The following is a 15,658-nucleotide window of genomic DNA, read 5'->3' on the forward strand; positions in this document are numbered from 1 at the left end:
TCAACGCATCGTCAGGAGGGTGGAGCTGGACTCGTCGAGTTCGCCCGCGGTCTGGATCACCCGTGCGCGCATCTCGAAAGAGCGCTGGGCGTCGATCATGTCGACAAGCGTTGCAGCGGTGTTGACGTTGGATTGCTCAAGCGCGCCGGGGGTCACCGATGCAGTGGGATCATTCGGAAGGACGCCGCCGTTCGGGACCTTAAGGAAGCTGTCGATGCCTTTGACCAACTGACTCCCTTCGGCAGAGACCAACTTGACCTTGTCAAACGCGGCGGGAGGCACATTCGGCGCAGCGGGATCAGTGCCCAGCACCGACCCATCCTCCGCAATCTTGATCGCAAAACCAGTTGGCACGGTGATCGGCGAACCGGTTTCGCCCAGAACGGGAAGCCCCTCGCCGTTTTCGAGCACGCCGGACGCTGCCACCCGAAAATCGCCGCGGCGCGAGTATATCTCTCCGCCATCAGGTGCCTGAAACGCGATCAGTGCTTCGCCTTTGACCGCAATGTCTAGTGGCTGGCCGGTCGGCTTGGCCTGAGCCACGGTCATATCCGTGCTGCGCACAAAACCGCGCGCCATAGCCCGTGCCTCCAAACCCTTTGCCTCAGTGGACGGGTCCTTGACCGTTGCAGGTGTCACTGAGAATACCTCCTGACGAAAGCCCGGCGTATTGGCATTGGCGAGATTGTTCGCCGTCATACGCTGGCGGTTCATCGCGGCATCCATTCCGGTCAAAGCGGTGTAGATCAGACGGTCCATGCGCTATCTCCCAATGTCCTCAATTAGGTCTGAAGGTTGAGAACGATCTGCGAGATGGCGGTGGCAGTATCGAGCGCCCGCGCATTTGCCTGAAAATTCCGCTGAGCCGTCAGGAGCGACACCATTTCTTCCGCCAGATCAACGTTGGAACGCTCCAACGTGCCGTTGCGGATCTGGCCAAAATTTCCTTCACCCGGATTGCCATATTGAGGAGCCCCGGAATTCGAAGTTGCCTCCCACTTGGTCTGACCGATCGCCCGAAGACCACCGGTCGCCGGGAAAGATGCAAGCGAGATCTGGGCAACTGGCTCGCTTGTGCCATCAGCATATGTGGCACCCACCACCCCTTGCGGATTGATGACGACATTGGAGAGGCCCGAACCTGCGGCGTTGATAATGGGTATGTTAATCGAAGCGGGCACGGCCGAGGTGGGCGAACCGGTCGCATCGACGGGGAAACCCTGAAGCCGGTCGCCACTTGAATCGAGCAGATCACCGTTCCCAGCAACCTCCAGCGCGCCATTGCGGGAAAAGGTGAGGGCACCGGTCACCGGGTGAACAGCGCTAAAGAAACCATCCCCGCTGATCGCCAGATCCAAACCACGACCGGTTTGGGTCAGCGCTCCCAATGCAAAATCCTGTGTGATGCTTTGGACCGATGCACCAATGCCAGGCGTCTGGCGCGGATCAGTGCTGCCGCCTGTCGCGACAATGTCTGCAAAAGCTGCATTGCTCTTTTTGAAGCCAGTGGTTTCAGCGTTGGCGATATTGTTCGAAATCACAGCCAGATCGGTCTGCGCGTTCTTCATGCCGCTAAGCGAGGTAAAGAAGGACATGGGGTTGTTCCTTTTCGGGGCAAATGTTTGATGAGCGCGGGGTCAGACAATGGTCTGCGTTCCACCCGGTGGATTCGGAGCCGCATTGTTTTCTGCCTGAGCTGCCGCTGTGGCAGCCGCGGCCGCTTCTGTTGCGGCCTGCGCGGCGGCGTTTTGAGCAACGATCAAGGCATCAAGTTTGGCCGCGATGTCTTCGAGCTGCGCATTGCTTTCGATGTTCGATTCAAGCGACGAGAATTGCGCCAATTGAGCGAGCATTTGATCATTGCTTTGCGGCTCAAGCGGGTCCTGATTGGCCAATTGCGCTGTCATCAGGCGGAGGAAATCAGCAGAACCCAACGAGGCGGCAGCGCTCTGTTGAATAATTGTGCCCGGCGCGTTCAACCGGTCGAGCGTTTCATTCACGCCGGGTGATTGGGCGGTGTTGAGCGTGTTCATTTTCAGTTGCTCCTCAATGTATCGATCATGAGCTGTTTGGCGGTCTGGAGGGCCTGGACCATATTCTGATACTGTCGAGCGCTCTCCATGATCTCGAGCATCTCAGCCGTTTCATCGACCGCCGAGTCCCAGACCATCCCGTCCTCATTGGCTTGCGAGTGAGAGGGGTCGTAGCGCTCAACGGGTGCCGCATTGGTGCGCTCCAGCCGGGTCGATGTGACCGTCGCAAGGCCCGAGGCGCGGTCGAGCTCGGTCGCAAACACAGCGCGGATTGGGCGGTAGGCCTCCTGCGCGCTGCTGGCGACCGCATCGGCATTGGCGATGTTGGAGGTCGCCGCATTGATGCGCACCAGCTGCGCTGACATCGCGCCTTCGGCAAGGCTGAAGAGGGTGGGAGGGCGGCTATCGGACATGGCTTACTCTCCTTTCAGCGCGCGAGTGATCGTGTTGACCTTGCCCTGAACGAATTCGAGCGTTGCCGAGTAGGCAAGTGCGTTTTCAGCAAAGGCGATTTGTTCGCGGCCCAATTCGACTGTGTTGCCATCAAGCGATGGCATGACGGCGCGGCGGTAGGTCAGCTCTGGCTCGCCAAAAGCGGACGGGTTTCCGCTCCGCTTGGCAAGCTTGGTCTCAAGACCCGCTGCAAAATCGATATCGCGCGCTTTGTAGCCAGGGGTCGCAGCATTCGCGATGTTGGAGGCGATCACCCGCATACGCTGAGAGCGCAATTCTAGCGCGGCACCATGTATTCCAAAGATCGTTTCACTCATCGTGATGGGCCTTGTGACGGGTTCCAAATCGGGGCCCGACTTCAACGCCCGGACCGGTTCGTCATGGAGGTTGCACCAAGCGTGCCAATGACCAGTTTTCAGGAGTTTCGACGCAGTCGAGCCTTCGAAACGGCAAGCCATTGCAGTCAGTCGGCAAGGCGCTGCCCGGCTTGCCGCCAGCCCTTAATCTTACCCGTGCCTGGCCGTCCTTGGCCTTGCCACCAATTCGAATCAACGAGCCAGTCGGCCCGCTCAGCCGCCCAATCGAGCCAAAACGGGAGACCAACTCAGGTGTTGAATGGTACGACAAACCTGCTGGACCCCTTGGCGCTGGCCATAGTGCTACTGGGAACCGCCATGGCAACTATGGCTCGCGAAGGGTGGCAGGACATTGGGGTTGCCGTTTCAGCCACTTTCAAGCTGGGGCAAAAAGGGTTTGAAGAAAACGCCACCAAAGCTGCCCTTGCCCGCAATGTGGGGGCCTTCAATCGGCTCGGCCATTTGAGCGCAGAGCCAATCGATCCGCCAGATCAGTCGACCCAGAAACTGCTCAACACATACATCCGCAGCGGCTCAATCGATGCCATGATGAGATTAGCGCGCACGCAGCGCATGGAGCGAGAAATTGCGAGCGTTACCGCGACCCGCGCCTACGAAACCGCGGGCGAACTTGCCCCAGTATTCGGTTTAGTCGGCACGTTGGTCGCGATCACGCAGCTCATGCCTGATATGAACCAAAGCTCCACCGACATTGTGATGGCATCGATGGCAGGCGCTGTCCTTTCAACACTCTACGGGGTTTTGAGCGCAAACCTCCTATTCTACCCCCTCGCCCGCGCGATTGAACGACGTGGCGATCACGAAGAGGCCGCGCGCAGCCATCTGCTCGAATGGTTTGAAAGCGAGCTTTCCGATGGCCGTGGCAACCTTGCGCACAACCCCCGAAAGATTCCTGAAGTAAGAGGTGCAGCATGATGTCGCGGGAAAACCATGGCTGGCAATTGGTGCTGGCCGACCTGTCCTTGATACTGTTTCTGGTGACCCTCACCGCTCTAGTGAACACCAGTAGCGAAAGCACGGCATCGGTTACGCGCGCACCCTATGTCGCCCCGGCACAAGCGCTATTCCGGCCCACCTTGCGCGGGCCCAGCCTTCCCGAATGGCTCGCAGAACAACCGCGCGATCCACGTTCCACGCTGACCATCATCGCTCAACATCGCGGCGAAGATCAGGATGTCATGTGGCAGGACGCGCAATTGATGGCTGCGAGCGTCGCGCACTCGGATGTTGCCGTGAGGGTGGTCATCACAAAGGGAAAGGAAAGCGATCTGTATGCCAGTCTCGCCTATGACGAACCCGACAGCCAATAGCGACAAATGCACGATAGGAAGCGGGGCAGAACCTGACTTCGGTCCTGCCCCGCATCTTTCGCCTGAGGATGGGTAATGAGGATGGGTAAGTTGTGACGCGGTGATGCCCTAACCGATCTGCACCCGATCCCGGCCAGCCTCCTTTGCCTGATATAAGGCAGCATCCGCCCGGCCGAGAGCGCCGCGCGCATCCTCCGTTCCCTGAACGGAACTCACGCCGCCGGAGAAGGTGATCTTGCCAAACGATTTGCCAGTGTCGCGGTTGACCATTTGCCTTGAAGATAAATCAATACGGATCTCATCCAGCCGATCAGCGGCATCCTGCGCGGTGAGACCGGGAAATAGGACGACAAATTCCTCACCGCCATGGCGCGCTGCGAACAGATGTTTCCCGGCATGACGTTTGAGCGTGTTGGCGATCGCGACCAAAACCCTGTCACCGGCGTCATGCCCGTGAGTATCGTTGATCGATTTGAAATGATCGACATCGCAAAAGCCCAATGACAGCCGCTCACCGTTCTTTTCCGCGCGTTCAGCGGCCTCTTGCAATTTGCGCTCAAATGCCCGGCGGTTTGGCAGGTGGGTCAGGTGATCGACATCGGCCTGCGCCCGCGCCTCAGAGAGGCTTTCCTTAAGATCAGCGGTTTCCGCTTGGCTCTTCTTCATCGCCTCTTCGACCTGGACTATGCGTTCAAGCATGACGCGAGAGAGGTCCACAAGCCGATCAATCTCGGCTCCGGGACCGACCGAAGAAGCGCTTTTCGCCAACTCCGAGATTTGCGCATCGATTGCACCGCGATGCTCGCTCGTTTCCGTACGCGCTGTCTTTGTGGTTTCCGCAAATTTCGAAAGCGAGGATTCCACCCGGTCAATCAGCGTCTCAAGCGCGCTAGCCCGCTCATCTTCGCGCGAGCGTATCTTTCCCATCTCATCGAGCCAGCTCTGCGAGATTGGCTCTTGCGCAATCTCACGTGTGGCGAAGATTCGGGCAAGACCGGCATCCGATCCGGAAAGGGCAGCGACAATCGTTGCGAGGTTCGAGCCGGTCAGCGCGACATCGTGTTTCATCACGAATTCACTGACGCGCTGCATAAGCTCGGTCCTACCCTCCCGAGTTCGTTGCCTTGAACGCTCAGTCCCGCTGGATTGCGGGCGATCCATCGCCTCCTGCATTTCTTTCCTTTGTGGCGATGCGGCGCTCATCGGGCGAGTCCTTTCCTGATCTCGAATTGAATTGCCACGGATGTAGGGCGCGCGATTTAAAGTCGGCCTGAGGCACGCACCGCGAGTTCCCCTTAGTGGGGTCGCTAAGTGTCTTTCGCTTGGTGAGCTCCATCTGTTTGGCACAGAGTTTGCAGACTTTTTTACCGGGGCGAGCTTCGTCCTGATCGCCATTGAGAAGGAAACGCTATGACACCGACAATCGCTGCCCAGCGTCTCGAAGTGCGGCTGATGATGACCGCCATTGTTGTTGCCAGCCTGCCAGTTTTTGCCACCCTTGCCTCTGCGCAAGAGGGCGATGCACGCAGCTACACCAACCCGACCGAAATCGATCATGCAGTGGAACAATTCACCGGCGCCGCAATCGGAGAGATCGGCGGCGCACGTCTTCCCGCCGACCGACGACTGCGCCTTTCGAACTGCCAGGAGCCACTCGGCGTTAAGTGGCATGGCCGTGCGCAAACCATTGTTCGGGTTGACTGTACCGGCCCCAACCGCTGGCATGTTTTTATGGCCATAACCCCGGCCAAACCGGCACCTGAGATCGTCAAAGTGGTCACACGCGGCGATCCCATCACTGTAATTGTACGGGGGCGCGGGTTTAGCGTTCAGCAAAGTGCAGAAGCGATGGAAAGTGGCGCAGTTGGAGATTGGATCGCCTTACGGTCCGCAAGCCGCAGGGATACCATTCGCGCAAGGATAGAGCGCCCAGGACTTGCGGTGATTCCGGTTGACTAAGAGATATCTGCGAGATTTTTCCCTCGTACCCTTAACAAGTCCGCCACACGACCGTCCTTAGGCAAGTAGAACCACCGGGAGAAGCGTAATGCCCTCTTTCGAAATGAACAGATTGCAGTCGATCACAGGCGTCAGTCCAGTGCCCAACGCCGATCGCGCCAAGGGTAAGGCAGCAGCTGATGGAAACGCGCCACTCTCTGACCCGCCGGCAGCGGGCTCGGCCAAAAGCGCAGGGGTTGCAGTGGAAATCACCGCGCCTGTCAAAAACGGTCCGCCAATCGACGCCGATCGCGTGGCAGAGATACGCAATGCCCTTCGCGACGGCACCTACCCGCTTGTGCCGGCAAAAATCGCCGATGCTATGATCGCCGCGCAATTGAAGTTTGAGATAGAGTGATGGGTGACCACACAACCTGCGGTAACAAGCAGGCCGAACACGATCTGCACGGCAATCTGCGGCAGATGATTGCCGTCCTGCAGGCCGAGCGGCAAGCCCTTGCCACATTGGAAGCCAAAAGCCTGTCAGCTGTGACCCGCGAGAAAGAAAGCCTGTGTGATGTGCTCGCCGATATCGATCGCTTCGCAATAGACGATGATGCGCGCGCCCTGTCTGAGACCGCGAAGTCCCTGAACGAGGTCAATCGTCGGGTGCGGAACCTGTTGGCAGCCAACGTCGCCGGGCGGCTCGATGCGCTGAGTGCGGAACGCCCCGGTCGCCACGCCTACACTGCAGAATCCACTACTCCTTAAACCTGCACAAGCCTTCCACTGAGGCACCTTCTGGCACGAAGCTTGCTTAACCTTTCTGGCCGTTAACCAAACCCGAAAGACTCAAGCGAGATCCCGTGCCACACCCCGCTAACCCTCCTTCCGCGATACGGCCCGTGTTCGAGACGGTCCAAAGAGACTTTGGGCAGCACAGCATTGACGAAACGGGCGTTCGGACTGGAGCGTCTCGGCAAATCCCGCAAGCCGCCTCGTCCGCTAATGGACGTGTCACGGTCGAGAGCGCCATCGCCAGTGCAGCTCAGCAAACGGGGATCGATTTCGATTTCCTGATCGCTCAGGCTCAGGTCGAGAGCGCGATGGACCCTGCGGCCCGTGCGCGCACATCTTCTGCGACCGGGCTTTACCAATTCATCGAGACCACTTGGCTCGAAACCATGCAGCGCCATGGCGAGCGCTTTGGTCTGGCCAATGTCTCAGCCCATATCCGCACTTCGCAGAGCGGCACTCCCACTGTCGATGATCCCAAGACGCGGACCGCAATCCTCAACCTGCGCAATGACCCACAAGTCGCAGCGTTGATGGCTGCGGGTCTTGCCGAGGATAACCGCGCCCATCTCGCGCCGATCCTTGGCCGCCAGCCCGATCATGGCGAGCTTTACCTCGCGCACTTCCTCGGCGCGGGAGGAGCTGGACGTTTTCTATCGGCCATGGAGAATAATCCAAGCCAGAACGCTGCAACCATGTTTCGCCGCCCGGCAGCCGCCAATCGCGCGGTTTTTTATGAACCCGGTGGTAGCCCGCGATCCCTACAAGGGGTAATGGAATTCCTCGGCGGCAAGCTTGAGCGCGCACGCGCCAAAGCGCCGGTCACTATTCCTGACAGTTCCGCCATAGCTGCGCTCAGTCCAACCAATGTCAGTCTGGGGCGGGGACTTTCAAACTCTAAAGCTCCACCGCCCTATCTGATCGCCGACGAACAGGTTTTTGCTCCGCAATCACCACCAGTCATCACTGGCCAGAACCGACCCACTATCACAGGCGCCCCGGCATTAAACCTCGCTCAACCAGGGACGCAGGTCTCCATGTCAAACATGCTCCGTGCAACTTTCGACGAGGCAACCGGCGAGCAATCGAGCAAGGCCACTCGCGAGCAGATTGCGCGTGCCTATGAACAATTGAAAGCGCTTGGATTTTGATCTTGGAACCCTTCGCCAAAGGCTCGTGGATCGAGCGCTTGCGTACAGTCCCTGCGGCTATGGCGCTTCCCGTCGGCATTTTCGGCCTGTTTGTGCTGCTCGTGCTGCCGATACCCCCTTTGATGCTCGACATCTTTTTCGTGCTCAACATCGCGATTGCGGTGGCGGTGCTTATGGTCGCGCTAAATGCGCGTGCGCCGCTTGATTTTTCCTCCTTCCCCAGTGTTCTGCTGTTCGCAACACTCTTGAGGCTAGCGCTCAATGTCGCTTCCACGCGCATCGTGTTGGTCAACGGACACGAAGGCGGCGCGGCAGCAGGGGAGATCATCCAAAGCTTTGGCCAATTCCTTGTCGAAGGAAACTTCGCGGTCGGCCTGTTTGTTTTCTGCATCCTTCTGATCATCAATATGATCGTCATCACCAAGGGCGCAGGCCGCGTGTCTGAGGTCTCGGCGCGCTTCGTGCTTGATGCCTTGCCCGGCAAACAGATGGCAATCGATGCCGATATCGCAGCAGGGTTGATCACAGCCGACGAAGCCCGCGAACGCCGCCGCGAAGTCACAATCGAAGCCGATTTTTACGGTTCAATGGATGGGGCCTCCAAGTTCGTGAAGGGTGATGCGATTGCCGCACTCCTGATCCTTGGAGTCAATATCATTGCGGGCTTTGCTCTCGGCATGATCAGTCACGGTCTAAGCGCAGGCGAAGCCGGTGAGCTCTACATCACTCTGGCTGTGGGCGATGCTCTGGTCGCGCAAGTGCCCGCCCTGCTGCTCTCCATCGCGGCTGCCGCAATAGTCACCCGCGTAGCCGATAAGCGCGACCTCTCTGGGCAGATCGGAGGGCAGTTCTCAGACCCTCGCGGTTGGTTGCCTGTCGCGGGAATTCTCGCGGCAATCGGCACAGTCCCCGCCATGCCACAGATGATCTTCCTTCCCGCCGCCGCCATTGCCGGAGGCATCTGGTGGGAGCTTTACAAGAAAGCCAACGCACCGGTTGCCGAAGAGGAGCCGCAGGAGGAGCCATCGCCCGACAAGATCGACATTACAGAAGTCTCGGACCAGACATTGGTCACAATCGAGCTTGGCTATGGCCTGATTCATTTGGTTGATGAAACGAAAGACGCGCCGCTCCTCACCCGTATCACGGGCATCCGCAAACAACTCTCTCGAGAGCTTGGTTTTGTCCTGCCGCAGTTCCGCATTCGAGACACGCTGGAGGCGGGAGCCAATGATTATGCTGTAAAGCTGGGCGGACTGGTCATCGCCGGCGGTGCAGTCAAGCCCGGAAAACTGCTCGCGATCGACACGGGCGAAGTGCGCGCCAAGCCGCCCTATATCGGACTCGGTTTCACTGGCGAATACACACGCGATCCCAGCTTTGATTGCCCCGCGCTTTGGATCGATCCTTCCGCCCGCGACTTCGCGACAGCGGAGGGGTTCATGTGCGTCGATGCGAGTACTGTTGTCGCGACCCACGCCAATCAGGAATTGCTTGCCCAATGCTATCAATTGCTTGGCCCATCCGAAGTCAACGCCGTTATCGAAGATCTCAAGGCGCGCGCGCCTGCCCTGATCGATGCCGTGCACCCGGACCCGCTTTCTTTGGCAGCGCTCACCCGGATCTTACGCGCGCTGCTGGCTGACGGGATTGGCCTCAACCACCCACAACCTCTGTTCACCAGCCTCGCTCTAGGGCTTCAGACAACGCAGGACTTCGACGCGGTGATCGACACGGTGCGCGCGGACCTTGGGGCGCGGTTAGTGGCACGCGCCGCCCTGCCGCAAGAGCGGCTCAAGGTCGTCACACTCGAAGCCAATCTCGAAAGCGCGATCCTGGGCGGGATGATCGATCCCTCCACAGGACAGCCACTGATTGAACCCGATTGCGCGGGGATGATCGTCGAAAAGGTCAATAGCGCAATCAAGGAGGCGGGCGGGCCTATCGCCATGGTCGTCCAGCCACCCGCACGCCGGGCTGTCGCGGGCCTCCTCAAACAGCGCGCCGCTCGCGCATTGGTGCTTTCAATCAACGAGCTCCCTCCCGCCCAGCCAGTCGAGGTGATAGCGGTGATCGGCCAGGACCAACCGCCTGCTACGGGACTTCCCGCACCTGCCGCTGAAAGCGATGCTCAGTCTGTCGTGGCAGAAGCGGTCTCAGCATGAAGCACGATGTCTCAGGATTTGGCGCTCAAGCTTATGGTTCGGTGAGTTACACCACCATGAGCCGCGAGGAGGTGGAAGACCGCGTGCGCCGTTTCCTGCCCCTCGTCCACCGCTCGGCTTGGCATATTTATGGCTCGGGCCGCGAGGGGATGGAGGTTGAGGACCTTGTGCAATCCGGCATCCTCGCTCTCACCGAATGCGCGCGCCGTCATGACGGACCCACCGAAGACGGCTTTGCCGCCTATGCCAAGATCCGCGTGCGCGGCGCGATGTTCGACCTTATCCGCAAGCAAATGCACGACACTCGCACGGCGAGGAAGAAGCGAGCACGGGTGGTTCAGGTGGTTGAGGAATACAAAACGCTCACCGGCGAGGAACCCAGCCGCGACCAGATTGCCAAGGCTTTGGGCATCAGCGATGCGGAACTGTTGGAGATTGAGGCAAGCGCCGTCACGCTCACCTCGATCAGCGATGCTTACGATGAGAGCAATGCCGCCTTTGCCAGCGATGATCCCGACCCCTTCGACATCCTCTCAGGCCAAGAAGACCGCGAACGCCTAATCGCTGCGATGAGCAAGCTGCCAGATCGCTTAATGCTGGTTTTGCAATTGTTCTTTGTCGAGGAACTAAACCTTACTGAGATCGCCGAGGTGCTAGAGGTTTCCGTGCCAAGGGTGCATCAGCTGCGGGCGAAAGCACTGAAGGATCTGAGGGGGATTTTGGAGGGGTAGGTTTGGGTGCGCGACCGTTAAAGCGAACCCCGTCATCCCAGCGAAAGCTGGGATCTCAGGCTGCGAGCGCCGCGCTCTCCCGCTCTAGACCCCAGCTTTCGCTGGGGTGACGCTTGGGGTTGGCTTTGCAACGACCGAAAGACCTCACTGTTCATTGGATTGTCCCCTTCGCGAAGCCGCCCAGCGAAAGATTGTTGGCGAAACGGTTTTCAGCGTCGGAACGTCTGAGCCGGTTACCATCGAGCATTTTGTCATAGTAATGCGGCAACCACCCGAGCCTTTCCTCGATGCCGGTCGTAACGGGCTCATCGGTCAATTCCACGGTGACGCGCTTCAGTTCCACGCCTTCCCCAAAGCTCGCGGCCAGGTCATCGGGATCAACGCGTTGCACACTTGTTGGATCATCAAGGTCACCGAACGTGACCATCATCGGATAGGCAGAGCGTTCTTCCAACCAAGCCACCGGCGGCCACATTCGCGGCAACTGCCGCTCGCCTTTAACCTCCAGAACATCATCAAGCTGATCGACAAACTCTTTTTCAGGGGCAGCGGGCTTGAGATAAACATAGACATAGCTTGCCCAGTCCACATTGTTCTCTGACCGAAGCAGCGCAAACAGCGTCTGATCCCCGGGCAGGTCAACCGCCACCGCTTCACCGCGAACCCGTCGCGACACACCTACATTTCCCGGAGAAGACCCCGGCCGCATCACCGTCTGCTGCACCTCAATCACGCTCGACCCGGTCTTGTGGCCCTCAGGTGTCTCGACTTCGACAGTCAGGCGATAACGATAATCGGGCGCCGCATCCTCAGCACCGCACCCGCCTATCAGCAAAGCGCCTGCCAAAACCGCCGCCATCTTTAGCCAAGACTGATGCAACGTTTTCCTACTCCGCTTGGAACCGAGATGCTCGCATTTAGGAGCAAGGTCTTAAATCCATGCAAACCATCGCCCACACTTACGCCTTTGCAATTCGTCCAAGCACCCAGCCCCACGCCGCCTACCTTTCCTACAGCGCCCTTTGAAAGCTAAACCGGGAGCATGACACACCCCTGTTCTTTGCGCCAATTGTCCCCTCAAACGGCCAATTTTGGCGGTGAAATGCTTTTCTGCTTCTGGACAATGTCTCAAGTGTGTCAGAAATTACGATAAACCGCGCCTTTTCAGATGTTTGGAAGAAATCCCATTCCTACTCATCCTCGCCCACCCCCAACCCCTCCCGCAAGCGGGAGGGGAGCGGGCTTGTGCAGAGACGAATGAATTCCGTCATCCCGGCGGAAGCCGGGATCTCAGGCTCCAGGCGCTGCGCTTTGCCGCTCTAGACCCCAGCTTCCACTGGGGTGACGGTGAAAGGTGGGTTAGGAGCCCCTGATGCTAGCACGTCTCACCAACAACTTTGCCTTGCTCACCGTTCTCGGCGTAGCGCTAGCTTGGTTTTACCCGCCCAGCATGACGTGGATGACCGACGGCTCGATCCGCATCGCGGGACAGCCGCTTTTGTCGGTGGCGCTGGGGCTAATCATGCTGGCGATGGGACTGACTCTGAGCTTTGAGGACTATCGGCGTCTCACGGAATTACCCAAGGCATTGATCGCCGGGGTGGCCTTGCAATTTGCGGTGATGCCGCTGGCGGGCTTTGGGATTGCCTGGGGTTTGGGCCTCGAAGAGGGGCTTGCAGTGGGCCTTATCCTCGTCGCCTGTTGTCCCGGAGGCACCGCGTCGAATATCGTTGCATACCTTGCGTGCGGCAATGTCGCATTGTCGGTGGCGATGACCATGGTTTCCACCTTTGCCGCGATTGCTTTGACGCCGGTTTTGACCGGAGAATTGGCGGGCACCTATGTTGAGATCGACCGTTGGAATTTGCTGCGCAATATGGTCGCGATTGTGCTCGTACCAGTGCTCTTGGGGAGCCTCCTCAACCGGTTGTTCCCGAGCTTTGCGGAGAGGGTAAGCACGTTTCTGCCTCTAGTCGCAGTGGTCCTGGTGATCCTGATTGTCGGAGGCATTGTTGGCGGGGCCAAGGCGCAGATCGCAGAGCACGCAGGCGTGCTTTTGCTCGCAACTTTGATGCTTCATGCAATTGGTTTTGCGCTAGGATACTGCCTTGCACGGATGCTGGGTCTTGGCGTTCAAGAAGCGCGGACCATCTCGATTGAGGTGGGGATGCAGAACTCAGGGCTGGGTTCAGGCCTTGCCAAAACCCCTGCGTTCCAAGCGCAATTTGCAAGCGCCACTCAGGCCGCACTCGCCCCCGTGCCCGCCGCGATTTCAGCCGTGTGGCATGTGCTCATCGGGAGTATCTTGGCCAGTTGGTGGCGGCGCAAGGGTTAATACGCGCAACAACTCAGAGCGTCCGCCCAGGTGGGTGCAACGCGCCCACCATGGGGTGGGCGGGCGCGGGCTCGCCGCCTTCAGCGGCAAGCCGGAGTCGATACTAACTAGGAACAGTAGTCGCTCCGCTAAGCATCGTAATCTCGCCAACCGGTTACAGCCCACTTTTCGATTGCTGCTGCAAGTGAGGGGTACTTTGGTGAGTCAATACTAACTTTTTCAAGCACCTGGGCCCTGAAGATTTGCAGGAATCTGGGATTGTTCGTCAATGACACGCTCCCACCAAGGCATTGCTTTGCCCATTTCCAACTTGCGTAACCTTCTATCTCCTCATCATCGTACTGCCGAGCCACGATACCAAGCGCATTTCGTGCGACGGCCAATTGAAACCTATCATGCCCTTTCATTTGACCCTTGATGCTATTGAGCCACTCGGCAACGGCGGTAACAATCTCCGAAATATTGGCCTCTCCATCATCGAGTAGTTTGCCCGGGTCGAGGTGCAAATCCCATTTTTGCTCCGCCTCCGGCGCATCCTCCTCCAGCAGCATCAGCAGGTCCAACTCCTGCTCGCTCGTCCGCCGCGAGATCACCACGCGCTCTAACATCCGGTCTTCGCCAGAGCGCCAGATGCGCGCCATGTTGAGACAGCCCAGCGCCCACCACACGGTGCGGTGGATGAGCCAATAGCGGAAGCGTTTGCGGTCCACTTTGACACCGGCCTCGGCCTCGTAGGCTGCGAAGTAATCCTCCAAAGACCCAAGCCCCAATGCGGGCCGGTCGTAGCGGTGGAAGCGCCACACGGCCATGCAGCCGAAGGCCAAGTCCTCGTGGGGATCACCGAAATGGGCAAGCTCCCAATCGAGCACACCGGTGAGCTTTCCGGGCTCAGCCAGCAGATTGCCCATGCGATAATCACCATGGATCAGGACCGGATCACAGGCTTGAGGGCAATTGTCCTCCATCCATTTGAGCCCCAGCGCAATGATCGGGCGGTCTCCGCCAGCCTCTTCAAACTGCGCTTTGAGGTCAGCAATGGCTTGGCGGTAATCCATCACCGGCACCGCATCTGGCACATCACCGGGTTTCAGCGAATGGATACGCGCCAGATCGCGCGCGGCGTCTTTGAGAAGGGCATCCCCGCCCGCAAACTCCAGAATTTCCTTCGGATTGGGCGTTCCGGGAAGCTCCTGCATGATGAAGCCGGAACCAATCCCATCATCAGGCTCCAACTCGGCCATCACGCGCGGCGCAGTAACGCCAGCAACACCCGCGGCGCAGATGACAGCGGACTCTACATCATGCCCGAAAGGGCGTCCTTCCATGAACTCAAGACTGGGCGCACGGCGAAGCACGAAGCCACTTTCGCCGCTGAAGAAGTGCCAGCTTTCCATCGTGGCCCCACCCGTAAGTCGGTTGAGGCCATATGGCACATCAAGACCAGCGCGGGCGCAAACCCGCGTAAGGCCTTCCAGCAATTGAGCTTTGGAAGCGTCTCCCATCAACGCTCACATAGCGCACCCAGCTCAGACTAGTCGAGCTTCTTGCGCATCCGCTTGGCACGATCTTTGGGGCGCGGATGGGTAGAGGTCCAAGCGGCAAGGCCACCGCCTCCACCGCCGCTCATCGCTTCAAGCTTTTCAAGCGCGGTCACACAGGCCTGCGCGTCATAGCCATTGTCCTGCATGAAATCGAAGGCGTAATCGTCGGCTTGCCGCTCATGTTTCTGGCTGTGCTGCGCAGTAATCACATCGCCAAAAAATTTGCCAAGCTCTGAGGATGCGATGCGTTTCACATCGCCGCTCGCCGTGCCCGCCACACTCATTGCTGCATCGCGCTGAAGCGCGCCTTGCATCCGCTTTTTGGTGTGCTCGCGCTGAACGTGGCCGATTTCATGCCCGATAACATAGCGCACTTCGTCATCGGTGAACTGGTCCATCAGGCCAGCAAAGACGCGGATCGTACCATTGGCCATGGCAAAGGCATTCACGTCCTGGACCAGATAGGCTTTGATATCGAGGTCGAGCCCGTCGTAGCTTTCAAGTCCCTGTGAAAGTGCAGCTAAACGCTGACCATAGGGGTCATCGGGGCCTGCCACTGGGTTTTTGGAATCCATGTCATCGCTCATCTGATCAAAGAAGACTTTCATCTCTGCATCAGAATAGCTGGCGGCTTCTGCAACCTTCTTGGCCGAACCCAGAATATCACCAAAGCTCTGCGCGCTAACAGGCCCTGCAAGGCTCACTCCGCCAAGCAATGCAGTCATTGCGGCAAAATCACGGCGCGAAATTGTTTTGTTTGAGCGGTTCATAGCGTCTCTCCCCTGAGCAAGCATATCTCTCAAGAATCAGAAGAGACGGGGGTTAGGTC

The 15,658-nt window shown here is 58.6% G+C and carries 18 protein-coding genes; 9 read left to right on the forward strand and 9 right to left on the reverse strand.

Features of this window, described 5'->3' with window-relative positions; translation table 11 throughout:
• From flgF to flgB, 5 genes are read right to left on the reverse strand one after another with little or no spacing between them, the layout of a single operon-like run.
• Positions 1-759 carry a flagellar basal body rod protein FlgF gene (gene flgF, locus Q0778_RS08030; protein ID WP_298307511.1) on the reverse strand — a complete coding sequence of 253 codons (759 nt, stop codon included), beginning with the start codon at positions 757-759 and terminating at the stop codon, positions 1-3.
• A gap of 23 nt (positions 760-782) precedes the next feature.
• The gene (locus Q0778_RS08035) at positions 783-1,595 is read right to left on the reverse strand and encodes a flagellar hook basal-body protein (protein WP_298307508.1); all 813 of its coding nucleotides are present in this window, start codon (positions 1,593-1,595) and stop codon (positions 783-785) included.
• Between the two features lie 42 nt (positions 1,596-1,637).
• A complete protein-coding gene (locus tag Q0778_RS08040) occupies positions 1,638-2,033 on the reverse strand; it encodes a flagellar hook capping FlgD N-terminal domain-containing protein (RefSeq protein WP_298335321.1) in 396 nt (131 codons plus the stop codon).
• Positions 2,034-2,035: 2 nt separating this feature from the next.
• Entirely contained in the window at positions 2,036-2,446 is a 411-nt protein-coding gene (flgC, locus tag Q0778_RS08045) for a flagellar basal body rod protein FlgC (protein ID WP_298335323.1), read from the reverse strand.
• Between the two features lie 3 nt (positions 2,447-2,449).
• Positions 2,450-2,803, reverse strand: coding sequence for a flagellar basal body rod protein FlgB (gene flgB / locus Q0778_RS08050; protein ID WP_298335325.1), 354 nt, complete (start codon positions 2,801-2,803; stop codon positions 2,450-2,452).
• A 357-nt stretch (positions 2,804-3,160) separates the two neighbouring features.
• Here flgB and Q0778_RS08055 point away from each other — a divergent pair, with 357 nt between their 5' ends.
• Together Q0778_RS08055 and Q0778_RS08060 are read left to right on the forward strand one after the other, a co-directional pair.
• A complete protein-coding gene (locus Q0778_RS08055) occupies positions 3,161-3,778 on the forward strand; it encodes a MotA/TolQ/ExbB proton channel family protein (protein WP_298335327.1) in 618 nt (205 codons plus the stop codon).
• Positions 3,775-4,173, forward strand: coding sequence for a hypothetical protein (locus tag Q0778_RS08060; RefSeq protein WP_298307492.1), 399 nt, complete (start codon positions 3,775-3,777; stop codon positions 4,171-4,173). Before Q0778_RS08055 ends, Q0778_RS08060 begins: the two co-directional genes overlap by 4 nt.
• Positions 4,174-4,281: 108 nt before the next feature.
• Here the strand turns inward: Q0778_RS08060 and Q0778_RS08065 are convergent, their stop codons facing one another.
• Positions 4,282-5,376, reverse strand: a complete 1,095-nt coding sequence (locus Q0778_RS08065; protein ID WP_298335329.1) for a GGDEF domain-containing protein — start codon at positions 5,374-5,376, stop codon at positions 4,282-4,284.
• Between the two features lie 207 nt (positions 5,377-5,583).
• On the opposite strand from Q0778_RS08065, the gene Q0778_RS08070 reads away from it, so the two are divergent.
• The 6 genes from Q0778_RS08070 to Q0778_RS08095 all read left to right on the forward strand — a co-directional run bounded on the left by Q0778_RS08070 (position 5,584) and on the right by Q0778_RS08095 (position 10,953).
• Positions 5,584-6,132: a flagella basal body P-ring formation protein FlgA gene (locus Q0778_RS08070; protein ID WP_298307486.1), complete on the forward strand. Its 549-nt coding sequence runs from the start codon at positions 5,584-5,586 to the stop codon at positions 6,130-6,132.
• An 88-nt stretch (positions 6,133-6,220) separates the two neighbouring features.
• A complete protein-coding gene (flgM, locus tag Q0778_RS08075) occupies positions 6,221-6,529 on the forward strand; it encodes a flagellar biosynthesis anti-sigma factor FlgM (RefSeq protein WP_298307483.1) in 309 nt (102 codons plus the stop codon).
• Entirely contained in the window at positions 6,529-6,882 is a 354-nt protein-coding gene (locus tag Q0778_RS08080; RefSeq protein ID WP_298335331.1) for a flagellar protein FlgN, read from the forward strand. Before flgM ends, Q0778_RS08080 begins: the two co-directional genes overlap by 1 nt.
• Positions 6,883-7,016: 134 nt before the next feature.
• Positions 7,017-8,057: a transglycosylase SLT domain-containing protein gene (locus Q0778_RS08085; protein WP_298335332.1), complete on the forward strand. Its 1,041-nt coding sequence runs from the start codon at positions 7,017-7,019 to the stop codon at positions 8,055-8,057.
• A 59-nt stretch (positions 8,058-8,116) separates the two neighbouring features.
• Positions 8,117-10,222 (forward strand): flagellar biosynthesis protein FlhA, encoded by a 2,106-nt coding sequence (locus tag Q0778_RS08090; RefSeq protein ID WP_298336132.1) that lies wholly within the window; start codon positions 8,117-8,119, stop codon positions 10,220-10,222.
• Positions 10,219-10,953, forward strand: a complete 735-nt coding sequence (locus tag Q0778_RS08095; protein ID WP_298335334.1) for a sigma-70 family RNA polymerase sigma factor — start codon at positions 10,219-10,221, stop codon at positions 10,951-10,953. The genes Q0778_RS08090 and Q0778_RS08095 overlap by 4 nt, the downstream gene beginning before the upstream one ends.
• Positions 10,954-11,104: 151 nt before the next feature.
• Here Q0778_RS08095 and Q0778_RS08100 read toward each other — a convergent pair whose 3' ends face one another.
• Entirely contained in the window at positions 11,105-11,812 is a 708-nt protein-coding gene (locus tag Q0778_RS08100; protein ID WP_298307471.1) for a hypothetical protein, read from the reverse strand.
• Positions 11,813-12,325: 513 nt separating this feature from the next.
• Here Q0778_RS08100 and Q0778_RS08105 point away from each other — a divergent pair.
• Positions 12,326-13,288, forward strand: a complete 963-nt coding sequence (locus tag Q0778_RS08105) for a bile acid:sodium symporter family protein (protein ID WP_298335336.1) — start codon at positions 12,326-12,328, stop codon at positions 13,286-13,288.
• A gap of 128 nt (positions 13,289-13,416) precedes the next feature.
• Here the strand turns inward: Q0778_RS08105 and Q0778_RS08110 are convergent, their stop codons facing one another.
• The gene (locus Q0778_RS08110) at positions 13,417-14,790 is read right to left on the reverse strand and encodes a phosphotransferase (protein ID WP_298335338.1); all 1,374 of its coding nucleotides are present in this window, start codon (positions 14,788-14,790) and stop codon (positions 13,417-13,419) included.
• A gap of 29 nt (positions 14,791-14,819) precedes the next feature.
• Positions 14,820-15,599: a M48 family metallopeptidase gene (locus Q0778_RS08115; RefSeq protein WP_298307461.1), complete on the reverse strand. Its 780-nt coding sequence runs from the start codon at positions 15,597-15,599 to the stop codon at positions 14,820-14,822.
• Positions 15,600-15,658: the final 59 nt, after the last annotated feature.

It is taken from the genome of uncultured Erythrobacter sp., assembly GCF_947502395.1.
Taxonomy (GTDB): Bacteria; Pseudomonadota; Alphaproteobacteria; order Sphingomonadales; family Sphingomonadaceae; genus Erythrobacter.

Bases quoted from the DNA above. Each gene is read 5' to 3' on its own strand.
- flgM (WP_298307483.1), top strand. From the start codon at position 6,221: ATGCCCTCTTTCGAAATGAACAGATTGCAGTCGATCACAGGCGTCAGT.
- flgC (WP_298335323.1), bottom strand. From the start codon at position 2,446: ATGTCCGATAGCCGCCCTCCCACCCTCTTCAGCCTTGCCGAAGGCGCG.
- Q0778_RS08065 (WP_298335329.1), bottom strand. From the start codon at position 5,376: ATGAGCGCCGCATCGCCACAAAGGAAAGAAATGCAGGAGGCGATGGAT.
- Q0778_RS08060 (WP_298307492.1), top strand. From the start codon at position 3,775: ATGATGTCGCGGGAAAACCATGGCTGGCAATTGGTGCTGGCCGACCTG.
- Q0778_RS08055 (WP_298335327.1), top strand. From the start codon at position 3,161: ATGGCAACTATGGCTCGCGAAGGGTGGCAGGACATTGGGGTTGCCGTT.
- Q0778_RS08110 (WP_298335338.1), bottom strand. From the start codon at position 14,790: ATGGGAGACGCTTCCAAAGCTCAATTGCTGGAAGGCCTTACGCGGGTT.
- Q0778_RS08100 (WP_298307471.1), bottom strand. From the start codon at position 11,812: ATGGCGGCGGTTTTGGCAGGCGCTTTGCTGATAGGCGGGTGCGGTGCT.
- Q0778_RS08090 (WP_298336132.1), top strand. From the start codon at position 8,117: ATGGCGCTTCCCGTCGGCATTTTCGGCCTGTTTGTGCTGCTCGTGCTG.
- Q0778_RS08080 (WP_298335331.1), top strand. From the start codon at position 6,529: ATGGGTGACCACACAACCTGCGGTAACAAGCAGGCCGAACACGATCTG.
- Q0778_RS08070 (WP_298307486.1), top strand. From the start codon at position 5,584: ATGACACCGACAATCGCTGCCCAGCGTCTCGAAGTGCGGCTGATGATG.
- flgB (WP_298335325.1), bottom strand. From the start codon at position 2,803: ATGAGTGAAACGATCTTTGGAATACATGGTGCCGCGCTAGAATTGCGC.
- Q0778_RS08105 (WP_298335336.1), top strand. From the start codon at position 12,326: ATGCTAGCACGTCTCACCAACAACTTTGCCTTGCTCACCGTTCTCGGC.
- Q0778_RS08095 (WP_298335334.1), top strand. From the start codon at position 10,219: ATGAAGCACGATGTCTCAGGATTTGGCGCTCAAGCTTATGGTTCGGTG.
- Q0778_RS08115 (WP_298307461.1), bottom strand. From the start codon at position 15,599: ATGAACCGCTCAAACAAAACAATTTCGCGCCGTGATTTTGCCGCAATG.
- Q0778_RS08035 (WP_298307508.1), bottom strand. From the start codon at position 1,595: ATGTCCTTCTTTACCTCGCTTAGCGGCATGAAGAACGCGCAGACCGAT.
- Q0778_RS08040 (WP_298335321.1), bottom strand. From the start codon at position 2,033: ATGAACACGCTCAACACCGCCCAATCACCCGGCGTGAATGAAACGCTC.
- flgF (WP_298307511.1), bottom strand. From the start codon at position 759: ATGGACCGTCTGATCTACACCGCTTTGACCGGAATGGATGCCGCGATG.